Source organism: Alteromonas sp. ABE4_545 (genome assembly GCF_056161325.1).
Window position 1 is genome coordinate 13,937 of the sequence record NZ_JBSWYY010000020.1, and the last position, 19,896, is coordinate 33,832.

Annotated in this window: 9 protein-coding genes; 5 read left to right on the forward strand and 4 right to left on the reverse strand. The window is 48.3% G+C overall.

Annotated features, from left to right (window positions below):
• Positions 1-143: 143 nt before the first annotated feature.
• The 5 genes from ACXAH6_RS15580 to ACXAH6_RS15600 are packed head-to-tail and all read left to right on the forward strand — an operon-like array spanning position 144 to position 12,675.
• Positions 144-1,685: a hypothetical protein gene (locus ACXAH6_RS15580; protein WP_474878287.1), complete on the forward strand. Its 1,542-nt coding sequence runs from the start codon at positions 144-146 to the stop codon at positions 1,683-1,685.
• Positions 1,672-2,604, forward strand: coding sequence for a DUF58 domain-containing protein (locus tag ACXAH6_RS15585; RefSeq protein WP_474878289.1), 933 nt, complete (start codon positions 1,672-1,674; stop codon positions 2,602-2,604). Before ACXAH6_RS15580 ends, ACXAH6_RS15585 begins: the two co-directional genes overlap by 14 nt.
• 49 nt (positions 2,605-2,653) lie before the next feature.
• Entirely contained in the window at positions 2,654-4,276 is a 1,623-nt protein-coding gene (locus ACXAH6_RS15590) for a hypothetical protein (RefSeq protein ID WP_474878291.1), read from the forward strand.
• Between the two features lie 12 nt (positions 4,277-4,288).
• The gene (locus ACXAH6_RS15595) at positions 4,289-6,787 is read left to right on the forward strand and encodes a vWA domain-containing protein (protein WP_474878293.1); all 2,499 of its coding nucleotides are present in this window, start codon (positions 4,289-4,291) and stop codon (positions 6,785-6,787) included.
• Positions 6,784-12,675: a tetratricopeptide repeat protein gene (locus ACXAH6_RS15600; RefSeq protein WP_474878295.1), complete on the forward strand. Its 5,892-nt coding sequence runs from the start codon at positions 6,784-6,786 to the stop codon at positions 12,673-12,675. The genes ACXAH6_RS15595 and ACXAH6_RS15600 overlap by 4 nt, the downstream gene beginning before the upstream one ends.
• A 62-nt stretch (positions 12,676-12,737) precedes the next feature.
• Here the strand turns inward: ACXAH6_RS15600 and ACXAH6_RS15605 are convergent, their stop codons facing one another.
• From ACXAH6_RS15605 to cysN, 4 genes are all read right to left on the reverse strand, one after another.
• A complete protein-coding gene (locus tag ACXAH6_RS15605) occupies positions 12,738-13,406 on the reverse strand; it encodes a response regulator transcription factor (protein WP_474878296.1) in 669 nt (222 codons plus the stop codon).
• A gap of 116 nt (positions 13,407-13,522) precedes the next feature.
• Positions 13,523-16,510 carry a TonB-dependent receptor domain-containing protein gene (locus tag ACXAH6_RS15610; RefSeq protein WP_474878298.1) on the reverse strand — a complete coding sequence of 996 codons (2,988 nt, stop codon included), beginning with the start codon at positions 16,508-16,510 and terminating at the stop codon, positions 13,523-13,525.
• 226 nt (positions 16,511-16,736) lie between these two features.
• Complete coding sequence (locus ACXAH6_RS15615; protein WP_474878300.1) at positions 16,737-18,461, reverse strand: SLC13 family permease; 1,725 nt, start codon at positions 18,459-18,461, stop codon at positions 16,737-16,739.
• 17 nt (positions 18,462-18,478) lie between these two features.
• Positions 18,479-19,894: a sulfate adenylyltransferase subunit CysN gene (gene cysN / locus ACXAH6_RS15620; protein ID WP_474878302.1), complete on the reverse strand. Its 1,416-nt coding sequence runs from the start codon at positions 19,892-19,894 to the stop codon at positions 18,479-18,481.
• Positions 19,895-19,896: the final 2 nt, after the last annotated feature.

Below are 19,896 nucleotides of genomic sequence, written 5' to 3' on the forward strand. Positions count from 1 at the left end.
CATTTAGGCATAGCAACCTTACGCGAGCCTGACGGTTTTCGACGGAAACAATTCGGCTGAAAAACGAGGATTGCAAGGTTGGTGCAAGTTTCTTGTTGTGAAATAGCACACCATGAATAGCGGTGTAGAAGGTTTCACCATACATGCAGCACAGCGAACACCAATTTTTGCGTGCCGAACTTGACCAGCTCGTTAGGTCAGGGCAGCAACTGATCAAGCGACAGCACCGCCAATGGGCAATGCGTCAGGCGATGCACTATTTGTCGGCGGCTACTTTGGTCGCGCCATTCATTGCATTGTGGCTGGTTTATCATCAACAGCTAAGTGCGCTATGGTTTGGCGCCGCACTGACGTCGGTTTTTGTGATTGCTTGGCTGGGTATGGTTACGTATTGGTGTTGGCGGTTTGAGGTTTCCCGTCAGCAGGCTCTGGGTATTTTTGACACAACATTGTCTGACCACAATCGGCTGGTTATTGCCGACGAATTTCTTACTCGCCCAAGTACAACGGCTTTGCATGAATTAGCCATACAAGACGCTCAACCTTTTATTTCCTCTGCAAAAGCGGCGTTGCAAAATGGGGCCATTACCCTTAATTCGTTGTCAGCTTCACCGCTAAAGTGGGCGCGTGTGATGCCATTAGCTGCGGTTATCACTGTGATGGTTATTGTGTTTTTTGCTCCACAAGGTTTCGACGGCCGCATTTCTGATGAAGAGTTAGTGATGACGCACGAAGCCGATGAAGCAGGACTCACCGAACAACCCCCTTCGATTCAAGCACAGCGTAATGATAACCCAGACGTTCAACCAGCCTCACTGCGCTCAAATACCGCAACGCCGCAATCTACGAGTAGCCAAGTCGGCACTGAGCCAGAGCAAGATGCTGCGGTTTCTCCGACCAATGGTGGCGCGGGGGCGCGTCAGGCACAATCTGCTGCGCAGTCGCCAAGAGCAGCATCGGCGTCGCCGTCGTCAGAGCGAGGTAGTGCTACTCCCGCCAGTGACAATCAATCTGCACAAACGGCATCAACACAGGGTACCTCAATAGGGCAAGAAGCTGCGCAACAAACGCGGGTATCTGAACAACAAGGCAAAGCTTTCGCCAAACAGCCAAATGCAGAGCGAGCCAGTGGTGAAGGCAACAAGACCCAGCAAGATGGGCAATCGCGTGTGCAAATGCAAAATGGTGCAACCTCGCCAGCTGCGACATCGGCTCAGCGCTCACAGCCTGCTAATAGCCAGCAACCTCAAGCCGGCAATAATAAGTCAGGTGGGAAAAAGCAGAGTCAGGGGTCGAAAAATCAGAGTGGTAATCAATCTCAAGGCCAAGGCCGCCCGGGTAATTCTGGCAACAAAGGCAGAGGGAATGGCGACGCGTTAAAGAAAACCCGTGGCGTAGCTGGCATGTTGTTAGCCGTACCAATGAAAGACCGTTTTATCGGCACCTTAAGCCCTGGCGCTGAAACAACGCGTTTGCAGGATGCCGAAGGGCATACTGAAACCGCTCCCATTGCACAAGCTTATATTGCAGACACGCTTCCAGAGCCAACCACTGCACCGGCATTACGAGATTTGTCGTATGCAGATAAACACTTTCTATCGCGCTTTTTTACTCAGCAAACCGGCGATGTAAAAAGCGCTAATACGAACAATCAAGACCAAGGTAATGCATATGGCATTCAGTAACCCCGTTGCATCATCAGATTTATTTGATCCGCATTTGTTGAGCCGCATTCAGCACCTCCCACTTACGGTGCCAAAAACACAAAGTGGGGGCCGCTTAGCGCAGCAACGCACTAATGCACGCGGACAAGGTATCGAGTTCGCCGACTACAAACCCTACTCACCGGGTGATGATATTCGCAATGTAGATTGGATGGGATATCAGCGCGACGGGCGTTTGTTTGTCAAAGTGTTTGAAGAAGAACAGGCTATGCCGGTTTACGTGTTGGTTGACACGTCTGCAAGCATGTATTGCGAAGCCGAACCGCGTATTAACAGCGCACTGCAATTGGCCATGGCATTCGCGGGTATCAGTTTGTCGCAACATGATTCAGTACGTTTATACCAATTGCAGCAAACCTGTGTTCCGCTGGCTGAGAGTATATCTGGTGCTGGACGGTTGCGCAGTGTGGCTCAACATTTAAGCCCACTGCAAACGGCAACACAAAGCCGAGATACGTCATTGGCTCGGGCCGTGAAAAGTTTTACTCAGTTGCCGCTGCGCAGAGGGCTAATGATTGTGCTGTCTGACTTTTTTACTGAAGAGCAAGACAGTCAGTTATTTCAGGCACTGAGTTTATCTCGTCATCATGGGTTGCTCGTTCAGTTGGTGCAACCGTTCGACGCCGACCCGCGTTTACATCCTTCGTTTTCTGGAGATATGAGGCTGGCAGATGCCGAAACGGCAGTGAGCGTCAACGTGCGTTTGTCTGACTCTGTCATTCGAGAATACATGGCGGCCTATAACCAATTTAATCAAGGGTTAGAAGCTTATGCAAAACAACGTCAGTTCGGGTTGTTAAGGGTAAATTGCGCGGACGATGCGGTGACACAATTAACTAATTGGTTTCAACAGCAAGGGCAGCGTTTGTGGGCCAAGTAAATAGTTATCGATTGATGAATATAACCAATCACCAAGGAAGCGGGCTGCAATGATTTCTGCTGGACTACCATTATGGGGCGTGGCTTTGGGCGCGAGTGTAATACTTGCCGGCCTTGTTCTATTACATATTTTACGCACTCGCTACCGTACTGTGGTTGTGGCGCACGTGTACTTTTGGCAGCAAGCACTTAAGGTGTCGCGGGCACAGCGACTATGGGAATCTTTTCGCCATCCGTTGTCATTGCTATTACTGACGGCTATTTGTTTGTTGTTATGGCTGGCTTTTTCGCAGCTAGCATGGCAACAAAAAGACGTTACTACCCATTATGCTATTTGGGTGGATGCATCTGCAGCGAGTGCCTCTCCTGAGCAGCAACAGCGCAATCGCGATGCATTGTTGAGTACAGTGTCTGCGCTACCTCAAAGGCAGGTTTCGGTGGTGTACGACAATGGCGCTACTTATCGCTTGTTAGGCGAGGGTGAATCGTCGGCGTTAGTAACGCGTCGGCTAGATGAAATGCACTATGAGTTAGCGCCCAGTAGCGTTGCAAAATGGTTAACGCAACAAGAGAAGCAGGCCACGCTACTACCCGAGCATCGTTTCGTACTTACTGTGATTGGCGGCGTGGCGCTAGAACCCACCTTGTTCGATACCTTGCCCACAAACGTGCAAGTGACGCAGCAAGCTCCGGTGATGATGACCCAACCCAATACGGGCGTTGTAACCTTGGGCCAAGGGCCTGCGGCATCAGGCGCGTCAGATAAGGTTGATGTAGTGATTGCGCTAACCATTAACGGTGTTGCGCCACAAACATCGAAGGCGCCAACGATCACAATAACACACGCGAATAAGTCGGCATCTGTCACTGCGACAGAGCAAGATGAACAAGGCCGTTTTTGGCTGCGTGATGTGCCCGCAAACGGTGGCGTAGTGAACGTTACATTAGCGCAGGACGATGGGTTTTCGCAGGATAACCAAGGCTGGTTACAGCTAGTTGATCGCACAGCGAGTTCGCTGACGTTGAGTCAACCGCCCTCGTCGGCAGTACAAGCCCTGTTCGCCGCTATGGACGTACATTATCGCATCGCTGAGCAAGCAGATTTCACGATTGCGGCAGATAACCGCTTAACACTTACTATACCGGCCACCCAAACACTATCGGCTTCAATGTTACACACCCTCGATAAGGTGGCGTTCCCCGCCAGTATTTATCGCGGTGAGCGTCGCCGTGTGTCGGTACCGCAAGGGTTGGTTGATGCATTAGTGAATCCCGCTACGGCGCACGATAGCGCCGTCATTCTCAGTCGCTTAGTGGGGTGGGTTGCTGATTACCCGGCTGCCTATCCATATCTTGCTGCCGGTCAACCCATTCACACTTGGCGTTATGCCAGTCAATGGCAGCAAGCGGCGTCTGAATCTCTACTGGTGCCACTGTTGGCACCGTCAGCCGGTAAATCGTCCGAGTTACCCGGTGCGCCAGCAGTCACGCTGCTAGACCGCGCATTGAGCGAGTATGGCTCGGTGTCTACGTCTTCTGAAGCTCCAATGTCACAGTCAGAAGGGCAAGGGATGACATTGCCGTTTTCTGCTTTGCTGACGTGGTTGCTCGCAGGGGCATTAGGGTTGTTATTACTTGAGTGGATATTGGTTGTCCGCCGCTGGTTACCGTAAGGAATAGTTGTTGTGAATGTTGAGTTTGTTTCGCCAAATTGGTTGTGGCTGTTGTTGGCGTTACCCTTACTGTGGTGGCAACGCAAGTGGGTATCTAAAAAAGTCTGTGCTTTGCGAACACTGGTACTGACATTAGTGGTTGTGGCTTTGGCGCAACCGCAGTGGCTTACCCAATCAGGAAGCCCTTATCACAGTGTTATTATTGATTTTAGCGCCAGTGTGTCGGCTTCTTATCGCCCGGCAATATTGGACAAAGCGCAGCAATTACTTCAAAGCGCTGATGAGGTACATTCTCAACTGGTCTTGATCAGCCATAGCCCACGTGACCGCGAGGTCTTCTCATCACAAGCGCCATGGGCAGCGGCTTATAAAATACACACCGCTGATACCCTCTCTCAGGCCCTAGAAATGGCACGCCTTGCAATACCCGTCGGTGCGAAGGGACAGGTTTCTCTTATTTCTGATGGCTTAGCGAATCGTCGTCAATGGCAGCAAACCATCGCCGAATACCGGTCAACGTCATTGGCGTTAAACACTGTTGTTGTGCCAGTTTCTCGACCACAACCCGTGATCACCGATGTCATATTACCCGCAGTTAGCCAAGGCGAACTGGCAACTGTGCAAGTTACGTTGGAAGGCGCAAGTGATGGCGTTAAGGTGGAAGTGTACGCCGGTGACACCTTATTGAGTGCCGCTCAGCAGCTGGTATTGCAAACACACACTAATGTGTCGTTAACCTTGCCGCAGCAACCGGTAGGCGTTACGCCGATAAATGTGGTGTTAACCGAGGATCAGCAAACACTGGATACGATGCCTGCGGTTGTTGTGGTGCAACCCGCACGTCAGTTGGTATTAGTTGAACCAGAAGGTGAAGACAGTCGAGACAGTGTACGGGCTTTGTTGGGAGAGTGGGCTAGGGTAAAACGCCTTACCCCCGCGCAATTTCAGCAAGTGAATGTGCTGGAAGATGCCGACGCACTGATACTGCATAATATTGCCGCCGATACCCTGAGTGACGACGCACAACAGCGTATTGAAGCCGCCGTGCGCAATCAAGGCTTGGCACTCGTTGTTTCGGGAGATGGGCGCAGTTTTCAACAGCTTTCTGATGCGTCGTCGCGGGTGCGAGATTTATTGCCAGTGACCTTTACCCCGCCTGAAAAAATCGCGGAGCCAAGTGTTGCCCTCGCCATTATTATCGACTCTTCAGGCTCGATGGAAGGCGAGCCTATGGCGCTGGCCAAGAAAGCGGCTCGACTTGCCGTGCGTCATTTAAAGCCCAATGATTACGTGGGTATTGTTGAATTTTATGGCAATAAGCAATGGGCTGTACCCATGCAGCCGGTGGGTGAAAGCAACGAAGTTGAGCGGGCCATAGGACGTATGCAGGCGTCGGGGGGAACAGTATTGTTTCCGGCGATTCAAGAAGCCTATTACGGTTTGAAAGCGGCACCAACCCGTTATAAACACATGTTGATGATCACCGACGCAGGAGTAGAAGAAGATAACTATCAACAACTCCTGCGCTACATCACCAAAGACAGAATTAATGTGTCTACGGTATTAGTCGGGGCTGGGGCAACAGGCAGCGAAAAAATGCAGCAGCTCGCCGACTGGGGACAAGGTCGTTTTTATGCCATTGAAGATAACTTCAGTTTGGTTGAACTCGACTTACGTCAACAACAGCCAAAGCCCCAGCCGATCTATCAGCAAGGGCAATTTGGCGTAACGATGACTCAGTCAAGCATGTCACAATACGCAATCCCGCCCGTGTTAGGTTACGCCAAAACACGGTTAAAACCCGCAGCATTCGCGTTTGCTAACATCGAGGGTTCAGATGCGCCATTGGTTGCTCAATGGAGTGTTGGAGCTGGGCAAGTTATGGTGATGACGACCGATTACAGTGGTGCTGGCTCGCGCAATTGGCAACAGTGGCAAAATTACAGCCAGTGGTTTTCTTCACTGATACAAAGTATCACCATCGACACCTTTCCCTATCAGATATCTCAGCAGCGCGGAGAGCAGCAGGTGTCGTTACAGGTTGTGAAGCAAGGGGGGAGTGCGCTAGGTGAAATAGGTCCGACACTACAGCTGATGCCAGATGCAGAAGCGCTTGCCACACCTTTGGCGTTGCATTTACGAGCGCCGGGTTGGTATGAAACAGCGTTTACTTACCCTCAAGACAAGCCATTGTCGTTCATATTGCAAGCTGGGGCGCGTAAGCGTTATAGCAGTTCACCAGCATTTGAGGGTTATTTTCAAGAGCACCATGTTCCAGCCGAACAGCAATTGCCCATGGCACAGCTCAGTGCTCAAACGGGCGGTATTTCAATGGCGCTTGATGCGTCTTTTAATGCTAATGAGATGACACGTCTTCCAGCAACTAACTGGCAAAGTATTCAATTGCAACATTGGTTAGCGTTGTTGGCCCTTGGTGTATTTTTTATTGAATTGATCATGCGTCGTTTACCCCAATTCCCGTCACGTCCTTTGAAAGAGAATCAATTATGAAGATGTTGCCTTTGATTTTAACTGCTTTGTTGACGGTGTCAGGCGAAAGCACTGCGGCCATCGGGCAAACGCGTTTGAACGCGCTTTTGCAGCAAAGCTTGCCGGTTTCAGTAGACGAGGGCATCGCTTTATATCGCGAAGCAATATTGGACGAACAGGGGCTAGAGGGAGTGGTTGATGCGCTTCAACCTTACACGCAATGCGATAATGCGAACACAGCAGTGTGTGAACAAGCGGGTTTGTTACTTGGTTATTTACACTGGCAAAGCGGAAACATTGACGCCGCACTCGCCACACTGACTCCACTGGTTGAAAACACGGATAGCACAGAATTACTGGTTTTGTATAGGCAGCTCAACGATGCCATTGGGCAAACAGTTCAAGCTGATATGGTTGAGCTAGCTGGTCTGTCTGCCGACATGCTCCAGGATGAAAATCGCCTGTTTTCCTGGGCGCAGCAACAGCCTGCCGACGTGCAGTATCGCGTTGCAAAAGTATTGGCAATTCAGGGGTTTGTTGATACGGCGTTACGTGTAATGCCGGCGCCTTCCAACACCACGCAACAGCTGACACGGATTGAGTGGTTGTTGCAAACATCCGATTATCAGCAAGCCGCAGCAGAGGCCCAACAGCTAGTACCTGAATTGCAAAAAGAAGAAGCGAAACGCTATGCGCTTGCCTTGTGGGTAGAAGCGTATCGAGAGCAAGCCCAATTAGCCGATATTGTGCCGTTATTGGAAGCAATGGGAGATGATAAATGGGTTCAGCACACGCTGGTGGATGTATTGCTCGAACTTCAGCGTGGTCAAGCAGCCCTGGTATTAGTTAAACACAGCGAGTATGCCGATGTGCAGGCGCGGGTATCGCAAATTTTGAGCTTACAGGGCGACACGGTGGCATTGGTCTCGTTATACCAAACGCAAATCGCCGACGCCCCACAGAATATGGGGTTGTACAAAGGTTTGGCCGCGCTGTATTTAAGTGAAGGTAAAGAGGCCGAGGCAAAGGCCTTGTATCGCAATTATGTGGAGCATGGCTCACCGTCATCTGAGAATGTATTTAGCCTTGTTTTCGATATGCAGGCGTTGGGGCTGACGTCATCCGCGCTGGCACTATTGCAACAATATGTGAACACTCAGCCTGAGTTGGCCGTGACCGGAAGCTTGACGCGCTTTGAATTACTGATGTTAGCCAGTCGCCGCGACGATGCACAAGCCGTACTGGCTCTTTTAGGTGAGCAACTTAGTCGCACTGATTCACGGCGTTTTAGTGTTGCTGCTGGGTTTTCTGAATTGGGATTACATCAGGCCGCACTAGATGTGGTGCAACCTCTCACTGAGGCATCTGTCACGTTAACGTACGACCAACAGCTCAAGGTTGCGCAGCTTCGCGAGGCCGCAGGCGACGACAATGGGGCGCTGACCGACTATCGATTTATGTTGGCCAATACTCAGTTACCTGCTCGAGCACACCTTTTGGTGCAGCGTTTGGTTAAGCTGGCACAAAAGAGCGGCAGTACTGACACTTTGATCACCGAGTTTTCGGCTAAATTGGCAGAGGGCAGGTTAACATCTCCAGACTTGGCTTTACTCACACGCCTACTACTGACAAAGCATCAGGTCGACAAGGCCATCGAGGCTGTATCGACGTTTGCCGCTAACAATAGGCTTTCTCGTACACAAACGCTGTCTTTACTCATCCCCATTTACGCCAAAGTTAATGATCATGTTGCGCTTGAGGAGAGTTATCAAACCTTGGCAGATATCGACCCTGATAATGCCTCGCAACATGTGAGGAATCTGGCCCTTACGGTACTTTCTCAAGCTGATGCAATGTCGCAAGATACTCGTACTGAGCAGGTGAATTCGCTGCTAACGCAATTGCAACACTCACAGGGGGAAGCGGGTGATGTGGGAGACACATTCGAGTTTGCTGCAGGTTTATACACTATGGCGAATATGGGGGAACAAGCCATACAAGCTTATCAAAAAACCTTGGCGGCAAACCCAGACAATGCTGATAATTGGTTGCTGATGACCGCGTTAATGATGAAACAGCAGCGTATTTTTGAGGCTATTCATCAACTGCAATTTCAAGCGATTTACGCTCCCAACCGTGAAACGTTTGAAGTTGCAATTGATGGTTTACTGAATATGTTTGCGGGCAGCGTTAACCAGTTGGGTAAAGAAACCTACAAAATACCCCAGCTAACGGCCATGCTGTCGTGGGCGAAGCAGCGTGTGCTGTTGCGCATAATTAGCAAGGGTAACAACGACTATTTGTACAATTTGTTGGGCGATATCGCCCAAGAACAACGGGACTTTGTGACCCAAGGGCGGGTGTTGCAAACAGTGCTGTCTGAAGACATGGCGCAGTTGCCTTATCGTCTACGTCAATTAGTAACCTTGTTTTCAGGAGAAATGCCTTCGTTTCAAAACCAAGGCCCAGCGATTGGCAATGTGAATGAAAAACTCCGATTCGGCCGTCGTTTGCTCGCAATGAGTCGCGCCTTCCCTCCCGATTTTTATGCTGATTTAGCCAATACATTGGTTAAACAAGGAGATATAGGAAGTGCTCAATTAGCGTTTGCTATGATGGATAATATCGATGGGTTAGTGAACGTTGGCGAAGTAAAGGGGCAAACTTATGATAATGCTGGGTTGATTACGCTTGCACGAGACAGCTTTGCCAATGCCTTAGTGCGAGACCAAAACAACATCGGGTTAGCGTTACGCACTGCTATTTTACAAGAGCAACTTGGGCAAACGGCATTAGCACACCGTATTTATTGGCAAGGGATAAAACAAGTGATGGCGAGCCTTTCTTATTGGCAGTCTGCGCCAACTGATCCTACGCCGGTAGAGGTAGGGCGATATTTGCCGAGTTTAGTTGAAGGATGGTTGTTGACCTGGCCTGAACAAGCGCATGAACGCGCACACAATATTGAAGAAATACTGGCGTTATTGGATAAATCGGTTGCTGCTACACTGGCGAATCGCGAGGCTTATCAACGGGATGCCAAAGTTCAGCAATTAGCGCATTGGCAAATGCTGGCATTGCGAGTCATGAGTGGTTTTACTTCGCCAGAGCAATTGACGGCGATTGTCGATGTGTTGACGCCGGCCCATAAAGCTATACCGTCGCTGGCGAGAGAATGGCGCTATTCCACCACACAGTTTGGGCTCATTGCCTCCCCCGTGACCTCGGATAGTGCATGGAGCGAACATTTTCTACAAGCGCGAATTGAGTTAACCGATAACGCCATCATGGCGTTGGCAATTGCGTTGGAGAAGCACGACAATCAAGCTATTTTGACCCTTGTAAAGCATGCCATCGCGCAAGAAAACGAGCGCCTCACATTGATGGAGAGAGGAACCTGGTACGGTTATCCGAGTAGTCAGTTCGACCGTATTCTTGCCAATGGGTACGAGACCTTGTCGACTGACGATTTTATTGCCTTGATACTCACACCTTTACAAAAAAGCCCTCAAGCTAGCCGCATTTTGTTCGACCTGTTTAGAGGTATGCCGACATTTTTTGAACAAGTTGAGCAAAAAGTAGGGCAAACCTTGTTGAGCAATGAGCAGTTGATGAGATTTTTCCTCGATCATGGCAGCGACCCATACACTTACTCGCAACGAGGTGGTGCAAGTGTGGATGAGGTTTTGGTTGCGCGTTTGAATTTGGCTGAACAAATTCAATTTTATCAAGCGTTATTGGCTCGAGCAAAAGTGTCGGGTGGAGAGTCTGGGTTGGCGTCTATGCTATTTGAGCGCTTGCTGACTAGCCCGTTAACTGCGCAACAAAAAGCTGTGATCACACAGGTTTTTGGCGATGAGTTGGCGGGAGAAATGGATGAACAGGTTCGCAATGTGAACTACTTCGTCACTCGCGTATTACGCACGGATATTCCAGCGTCGAATCAGGCAATGTTATTCGACCTAGCTCAGCTAGTCGCTGCGCGTTTTCCTGCGGCACAACCGCTACCTCGTTTTCTACACGCGTTTTATCAGCAAGATAGAAAAGAAGCCTACCACGCCATTTTAGCTTTGTATTATCAAGTTCAGCAAAGCAGCAAAGGAGGGATTCGCGATTTTGCTTCACCGATTATTGACGCTCATTATGCTGATCTTCAGCAACAAGAAATCGACTATGTACTTCAAGCGGACTCATTACCTGACCCGGTTTTAGCCGATTTTTATCAGCGCTTTGTGGTGCCTTTGCAATACCGCAGCCAACCGGAAGCTGTACATCAATCGCGTATTTATCTTGAGAAGTTGCATCAGTTGGCACCGGATAATGCCCAGTTTTTGGTGGCATATCTTGCGGTATTAATGAATCAGCAGAGGCGCAATGAAGAGAGTAACGCAGCGATTACCGAGATTTTAAATACTTATGTACGTCGACACGACTTCCCGTTAGAAGCTACAGCAACACTTTATTACGCGTATCGTGCTGCAGGTAATCATACCCAAGCTGCGGCGATTAAAGCCGATACAGGTTATGCGCTTGATGACCAAGATGTGGTGGTTGCTTTATTGAATCAGGGCGACCAGAGAGGGCGTGTGACTTCTCCGTTTTTAACCCTTTTTAGCAATGTGTTTAAAACTTACTTGGACAACCATCAACACGATGCAGCTTTAGCGCCTTTAGCTGAGCGTTTTAACCAGTCTCAACCGGGACAAAGTACGCCTTATCTGCAGCGCTTAACACGTGCAATTGACGCTCATGAGCAAGGCCAGTCTTGGTTTCCTATTTGGCAAGGTGTGTGGCGACACAGTATTGCAATGGGCAATACCAGTGACATCAATAGGCAGCAACTGTTACTCGACGACTATTGGCTGGATGATGACGGGCAACTGCAGCGCTCACGTGGCCGTGCTAGCGATGAGCAGCCCATACCGGCTATCAAAACACTATTGTTGACTGAGCAGGGTCCCCAAGCTTTGTTGCAGTACTTACAGGCAATGGAGTATGCATCACAGCGTTATTTTACCAAGCAGTATGATTGGCTTGCTGAAGGCCTTTATATCAATGGTCTAGCTGACGAACAACGTGCAACGTTGGATCAAGCATTACTCAACGGGCAGTTGTCGGCGCATCAATTGCAATTGTGGTTGGCCATGCAGTCGTATCAGCCGCAGGCATTGAGTACGGCTCAATATCAGGCGCTTAATACAGTGGTTGAAGCGTCGCCATTGATGGCGGTAGCTACCTTACAACAGGTGTTTGCTTTGTTTGCAGAAGATGTAAATGCACATCCTCAGCGCTTGTCAGCAACGCTTAACATTGCCCGCGCTCTGGTTTGGGCGCAGTTATTTGATAGCGGAGCCAGTGTACGTGGACTCTATAGTCTGGATAAAGGGTTAGCCAGTGTTACCGCGCATGTGGCTGCATGGCGATCTCGCGCCGCAAAAGCCGCTTTTTTTGTCATGCTGTCTCAGGCACTGAAGCAAAGCGAACACATGCGTCGCTCTGCTGAGGTGGTAGAGAACTTTTTATCGCGTACTGAAATGGCGCTTGGTTTAACCGAAGATACCGCGAATCTTACGGCCTCATCTACTCATATCGATACCGCATTGTTAGCAATAGAATGGCAAGTGAAGAATGGCAATTACGAAGCGGCATTTGATGCTTTACTTTCGTTGATAAACGCAGACAAAGATCAATGGGCGTCACGTACAACAGATTTTTCAGCCTATAGCGCTTTGTACAGCGACGGAACGTCGCGTAATATGCGCGACGTTCAAAGTATACTCCGTTTATTGCTTATCCAGAATGTTTCTGGTGTGTGGCAAGATGCCGCATGGCAAGCATATTGTGAGCAACATAAGCCAGCCATGGTTGACGGGCGTGTGTGGTCAGTGTTTTTTGGGCGAGGGGCGTAATCTAGAGACGTACAGTGGAAGCTTGTAGTCAAGGCGCTAGTTATTGGCACCTTGCCGCTATTTTATTTGGTTAGGCTGTACCCCATCCCTCGAATAGTTTGAATGCCAATCGCGTGCGTTTTTTCAGCGAGGTTTTTGCGCAGTCGAGAGATTTGAGATTCCAGTGAATTAGATGTCACAAACTTGTCGTAGCCATATACGCGAGACTCTAAACTTTCTCGTGTAACTAACGTGCCGGGGCGGGCCATCAGAGCTTCCAAGACTAAAGCTTCTGTTCTGCGCAATAGTAGTGGCTCGCCATCGATAGCGAAGGTACGGTTTATCATATCGTAAGTCAGGGGGCCAAATTGCTTGGTTTGTTCTGCCATTTCGAGTGGGTATTTCAGCGTATTGCGAATACGGGCCAATAATTCTCTGGGTTCAAAGGGTTTGGCAATATAGTCATGAGCACCGGCTTCGAGGCCCGACACTCGGTCGTCGCTCTCTCCCAAAGCGGTTAACACGATAAAGCGTTGTGGGCGTTGTTGGAGGGTTGCAAAATTGATGATTTCCATACCTTCTCCGTCGGGTAGCATTCTGTCTACCAACACCAAATCGAATTGATTTTCTACAATCGCCACTTTCGCAATTGCGAGGCTTGGCGCAACATCTACCACGTATTCATAACGCTCTAAATAGGCTACCAGCGTCTCCGCTATATCCACATCATCTTCTATTAATAACAGTCGCATATTACCTCCAACAATAGAGATACTGTTTTATCAAACAAAGCTTGCGGCTAGCTGACAAAAAAGCCCCGAGCCAAAGGCGTCGGGGCTTGAGTCGATGTTCAGGGAAACATCGCTAGTTAGAACTCGTATTGCAGTTCTAAAGAGAAGGTGCGACCTGCCGCATTGTAGCGAGCAGTGTCGTAAGGACGGTCGCCAACAACGGTAAATACAGGGTCATTATCTAGGATGTTTCGGCCCGCAAAGTTAACGCGGAAATCGTCTGTCATCTGATAAGTCGCAGTTAAGTCAAAAGACAGATAAGAGCCAACTCGACGCTCGTACTCGGTGCCTAACTTATTACCACCCGCGTTATAGGTTTCATAGTCGTTGATGTAATCAGGGAAGTAATACGCCCACAGTGTGGCGGTGACATCTTGATATCCCCAACGCATTGAACCGGTAATTTTGTAATCATCTACGCCCTGAATATAACCTACGCGCGACACTAATTCGCTATCTGCGAATGCTTGTTGCGATTGTTTCAGGTTATCAAGATATTGAATACGAGGTTCAAAGCTACCCACAGAGGTATTGATCAAATAACGTACATCGTAGCTAATTGACTCAAATTTTGAGCCGGCAAGGTTGAACTGCATGTTGCGCTGCGCAGTAATTTTGCCGTTTTCATCACGTGGGTAGAATTTCTCTAGAGCAAGACGTTCTGCCGTTGATGTAAGTGCAACTAAATCGTCAAGGTTGCCGTATTCATTCCAGCGATCAAGACGGTTATAGCTAACATCAACATTCAAGCCGCGTAGCATACCCGTAGGGAACCACGACAAACTTAGTGAACGTTGAATAGACGTTTGTGGCTTCAAATCTGGGTTTGGCGCATTGACGCTGTCTGCTGCGTAGGCTTTATATGTCCCGTAGTCATACGTACAGTCGCCATGTTCAGAGCAGTCATAGTAGGGGTCGTCGTAAATCGACGTTGTATAAACTTGCGTACCCAACGTGCTAAATAGCGCGGTAAAAACGGGCGCTTGGAATCCTCGGCTCCACTTGGCGCGAAGGCCTACATTGTCCACAGGCTCCCAATAGACACCAAAACTTGGCGTTGTTTTGGCGAAGGTGTTTTCGTCAAAGATAAGTTCGCCGCCTTGGTCATAAGGGATATTGTCAACCGTGCCCACAGCCCCTTCTGTTTTGTAGATATCTCGACGGGCTGCCAAACTCAAAGTTAGCGATTTAGCACCTGTGAAAGAGAAGTCTTTGCCCAATACAGGGATGGTCATTTCACCGAAAAATGCGTAGCGGTCACGGCTAACTTGTGTGCCCGTGAAGTTTCTTACTTCTTTACTGCTCACGCCGTCTTCATGTGCTTCAGCACCCACAGCATAATAAATTGTGCCTGCGGGAAGCGTCCAAGCTGCGCCGTTTAACCGCAACTCATAATTGTCCATACGCGTGGAGCGGTTGTCAGTTTGGCTTCGGATGTAAAACTCTTTAATTAGCTCGCCCGCACCTTCGCTACTCCAAGGGTTGAAGGCTTGATCTGGGTCGGTGCTAGTGAGTACTTCACATTGACGATCAAATGCGGCTTGGAAATATTCCAAATCGTCATCATAAACGCCGGTGTTAAAGCCGTAGTTGTAACATTGCACACCATTCTCAGCCGTATCATCAGCAATGAAAGACACCAAGTTACCTAAATTCATTTGGTCGCCGTGGCTGCTGTCACCTGAGGTACTGTATACAAAATCGAGTTTGGTATTGTTGTTAAACTCATAACTTAATCCTGTACTGAAGTTCCAGGTGCTGCGAGTATTCTTCACTTTCCCCGAAGGCAAAATACCTTGGTTTATTTCAGCTAATGGTACGTAAGTTACGGATGTACCAATACGGTAATTCTGGTTGTAGAAATAATTGGCAGGGAAGGGGTTGTAGTATTGTCCCGGCGCTAACTCTAAACTCATGGTTGAGTAATAATCGACTTCTCTTGAGTTGGTCGAACGAGTGTACAAGCCGTCAGCAAAAAAGCTTAAGCCACCAATGATATCTTGCTCAATATGTAGTGTAACGCTGGTGGATTTAGTATCTGGGCCAGCTAGCTCTGGTACATAGTCTACTTTGTTTGACGTATCAATTGGAACAAAGTCATCCATACTTGGGCGACCGGTAAAATCTGACGGTAACGTAATACCTGTTTGATATGAAAGATAGGTTTCAGGATCATAGTCGTACCAAGTGATCATACCCGGTTGAGCGCCGTACGTAAGACTGCGGTGATCATAGGCATCACTGCCAAAATAATCTGAGTAGTCGAGCGTGGTAAAACCTGACTTCCAGTTATTAACTGGATTGCGAATGCTGTGTTCTAAAGTGATCGAAGCATTACCCGAATCCCAGGTTAATCCTGTGTATAAGCTAATACGAGTGTTGTCTGCATCATTCGCCGAGTATTCGTGTTGCAACGACAAGGTGCTGCCAGAAAAATTGCGTTTAAGAATAAAGTTGATAACGCCACCCATGGCATCAGCACCATAGATTGCAGACGCGCCGTCCATTGATATTTCCACGCGCTCAATCGCACTCAGTGGAATACCGTTGAGGTTAACAAAACCATCTTCAATACCCGCAGCACCGGCAATACGACGCCCATTTATCAGTACTAGGGTTTGTCCTGCACCAACGCCACCGAAGTTAGCGGCAGACACCCCTAAACTTCCCATACTAGAAACAGCGGCTTGACGCCCACGCTCATCTTCACCTAGTGGGCTTTTACCACGTTCGTTGGTAATCGAACCTATGGTAGCCAAGTTTTGTGGCAATGTACGGATCAATTCCTCAACACTGGTAACCCCTCGTGCTTTAATTTCTTCTTGGTCTATGACGAGTTGTTTTGCTGTGATGTTTCCGTGTTGCAAACGTGAACCCGTTACTTCAATGCGTTCAACGCCTTTACTGCTATGCGTTTTTTCTTCCGTTTCTGCGGGTGCCGTTTCAACGGTCGTATTTTCTGTTGCAGAGACTTCTACCTCTTGCAAACTAGTCGCAGCGAACGACGGCATTGCAGAGCAAAGCGCTATCGTTAGTGCCGAAAGTGGAAAAAGTTGTTTGTGCACGTCTCTAATCCTTCAACCTATTGTTTGTATTTTATGTTATGTGGGAAAGGGCGAATAGCTGTTTGCCTTTTCACCGCATTGTTGTTTTAACAAACAAAGCTTGCACCAACCTTGCACCAGCCTTTAACCGACAACATAGAATGCTGGTCTCGGCTATACGTAAAGCTGATGGCTGGTTGGAAATAGGTGGCAGAGGGCGTGCTCGCGTGGCGGTGCGAGCGACGCCTTAAAGATAAACTTGGCGTAACAGAACCAACACAATAGTTGAGTATGTGATAGAAATGGGTAAACCAAATCGCACAAAGTCAGTAAATTTGTAGTTGGCCGCGTTAAATACAAGTAAGTTGGTTTGATATCCGAACGGCGAAATAAAACTTGCACTGGCTGCAAACGCGACGGCTAGCGCAAAAGGCATAAGCGGGGCGCCGGTAATTTGTACTAGGCCGTAAGCAAAGGGAAACATAAGTGCGGCAGCAGCATTGTTAGTGACAAACTCAGTCAGTAACAAGGTGACCACGTATACTGCAACGAGCGCATAAAATGGCTCAACGTCGGCCAAATATGGAAGTAGGGCATCGGTAGTAAGCTGAATAACTCCCGAACTTTCCAATGCGGTAGCAAGACTTAACGCCCCGACAATCACAACGATTAGGTTGAGTGGTAAGTTGCGTTTGAGTTCCCCGTTATTGGTTACTTTAGTTGCGATTAACAGCGCCGCAAAGAAAAGTAGCCCAATGCCCAGTGATACCCATTCTGTGGCAGCCAGCGCCACAGTGATAAGAAAGCCGCCGAGGGTGATGAGCTCTTGTTTGCTGCTCAGAGGTCGTGCAATTTTTTGTTCAGACAGAATAAAGAAGTTTTTTCTAATATTTTGTCGTGAGTGGAAGTCTGGCCCTACGGCCAGTAACAAAAAGTCGCCAGCCTGAAGTTTGATTTCACCTAGCTTGCCTGATAGAGCTTCACCATCGCGGCGTATGGCTACTACGGCTGCATCGAACAATGCACGAAAACCCAAAGACTTGATGGTTTGACCAATAACATGCGCCCGGTTCGACACCAATACTTCAGTGAGGTTTTCCCGCATGATACCGTCGGTTTCGGCAAATGTAGTCAGGCCTTTGATATGGCTGATGTTTTCCATTCTCTGAATATTGCCTGAAAATATCAGTTTGTCATTGGGTTCAATGAGCAACTCGGGCGTGACGGGCGTGATAAGCTGCCCTTTGCGAACAATTTCTACTAAAAACAGTTCAGGCAAGTTACGCAAATGGTTTTGTTCTACTGTTTTGCCTACCAGTTCTGAATCGGGTTGTACTTTGGCTTCGACTAAGTAGGCTCGAAAGTTGACTTTGCGGTTTTCTATTTCAGGTAACCAAGGCGTTAGAATAAACATTAACAAGCCGCAGCTTAAACCAGCCACCATGCCGAAGAGTGTAAAGTCCCAAAAGTTAAACCCCTGATTCCCATGCTCGATCAGGAAACTGTCTACAATTAAGTTGGTTGAAGTACCGATTAAGGTTACTGTACCGCCGAGAATCGCAGAATAAGACAGCGGTATAAGTAGCCGTGATGCTGCATGATGTTGATTTTCTTTAATTGGGCCGATAAGGCTGGCAACAACGGCGGTATTATTGAGAAGGGCTGACGAAAAGAATGTCAGTCCAAATAAACGCCAATAAGATTGTGTGAAACTCGCATTGACGAGCGTACGGCCTAAGCGTTTAATGAGTGCGGTTTTGTCAATCGCGGTACTGACCAGCAACAGAATGACAAGAGTAATTAACCCTTTGTTGGTCAGGTTGTTGAGTACGTCATCAAATGACAACTGCTGTGAGGCAAGTAAACCTAACACAGCAGCTGAAAAAATGGTCGACGGGCGCTGATTAGAAAAAATCAGCGCCAGTATGGTGCCAAAAAACAGCGTTAGCACCCATAACTGGCTTAATTCCATTTTGTCCCGTCCTGCTACTAGATCTTACTAATATCGAGCGCATTCCAATGTGGGAAGTGCTTGCGAACCAAAGCATTAAACTCTAGTTCGAATTCAGAGAACTCAGGCGAACTATGTTGTTTGTCTGCTTCTAGCTCATCGATAATCATGCCCGCGCCAACGGTGCCATTGGTTAGACGGTCGATCACGATAAACGCACCTGTAGCACGGTTTTTGGTGTATGCATCACATGCAACAGGCTGGGTGAATTTTAGATCAACTACACCAATTTCATTGAGGTTCAGATGCGCGGCACCTTTCTGCTCCATGGTGTTTACGTCAATTTGATACTCGATTTCAGCAACAGAACCCGGCGTCATTTTGGTCGCAAATTTAAAGCTGTATTGCTTATGCGGCATGAGTGGCTCTTCAGACATCCAAACCATGTGCGATTTAAACTGAGTTGACAACAATGGCTTGTTGTCAGCTTTAACAATCATGTCACCACGAGAAATATCAATTTCGTCTTCAAGGGTTAACGTTACCGCTTGAGGCACAAACGCACGTTCTTGATCGCCTTCAAAAGTCACAATAGATTTTACTTTTGATGTTTTACCCGATGGCAATGCAACAATTTCATCGCCCGGCGCGACCTGACCAGATACAACAGTACCTGCAAAACCACGGAAATCGAGGTTAGGGCGGTTCACATATTGAACAGGGAAGCGGAAATCATCGTGATTGTCATCATCGCCAATTTGGATGTTTTCCAGAATGTTCATCAGTGGTTCGCCAGTGTACCAAGGTGACTTGTCACTTTTGTTCACCACGTTGTCACCTTCAAGTGCTGAAAGCGGTACGAATTGAATATCAGGAATATCCAAGTTTTCAGCGAATTTTAGGTAATCTTCTTTGATTTCATTGAACACGGTTTCACTGAAATCCATCAAGTCCATTTTGTTGATGGCCACAATAACGTGTTTGATACCAAGCAACGAAGCCAGGAATGAATGACGTTTAGTTTGCGTTTTCACTCCTGCACGCGCGTCAATCATCACAATTGCTAGGTCACAGGTAGAGGCACCGGTAACCATGTTACGGGTGTACTGTTCGTGCCCTGGAGTGTCGGCAATGATGAACTTACGCTTGTCAGTAGAGAAATAACGATAGGCTACGTCGATAGTAATGCCTTGTTCGCGCTCAGACTGAAGGCCGTCTACTAGCAAAGCAAGGTCAACCTTATCACCGGTCGTTCCTACTTTCTTACTGTCTTTAGTAATGGCTGCCAACTGGTCTTCAAAAATCATTTTTGAGTCGTGAAGCAAACGACCAATCAGGGTGCTTTTACCGTCATCTACGCTTCCGCAAGTCAGAAAACGCAGGAGGTCTTTTTGTTCGTGTTGTTCTAGGTAAGACAGAATGTCTTGGCGTAATAAACTGTTTTCGCTGTTCATAA

Bases quoted from the DNA above. Each gene is read 5' to 3' on its own strand.
- ACXAH6_RS15580 (WP_474878287.1), top strand. From the start codon at position 144: ATGCAGCACAGCGAACACCAATTTTTGCGTGCCGAACTTGACCAGCTC.
- ACXAH6_RS15585 (WP_474878289.1), top strand. From the start codon at position 1,672: ATGGCATTCAGTAACCCCGTTGCATCATCAGATTTATTTGATCCGCAT.
- ACXAH6_RS15590 (WP_474878291.1), top strand. From the start codon at position 2,654: ATGATTTCTGCTGGACTACCATTATGGGGCGTGGCTTTGGGCGCGAGT.
- ACXAH6_RS15600 (WP_474878295.1), top strand. From the start codon at position 6,784: ATGAAGATGTTGCCTTTGATTTTAACTGCTTTGTTGACGGTGTCAGGC.
- ACXAH6_RS15605 (WP_474878296.1), bottom strand. From the start codon at position 13,406: ATGCGACTGTTATTAATAGAAGATGATGTGGATATAGCGGAGACGCTG.
- ACXAH6_RS15615 (WP_474878300.1), bottom strand. From the start codon at position 18,461: ATGGAATTAAGCCAGTTATGGGTGCTAACGCTGTTTTTTGGCACCATA.
- cysN (WP_474878302.1), bottom strand. From the start codon at position 19,894: ATGAACAGCGAAAACAGTTTATTACGCCAAGACATTCTGTCTTACCTA.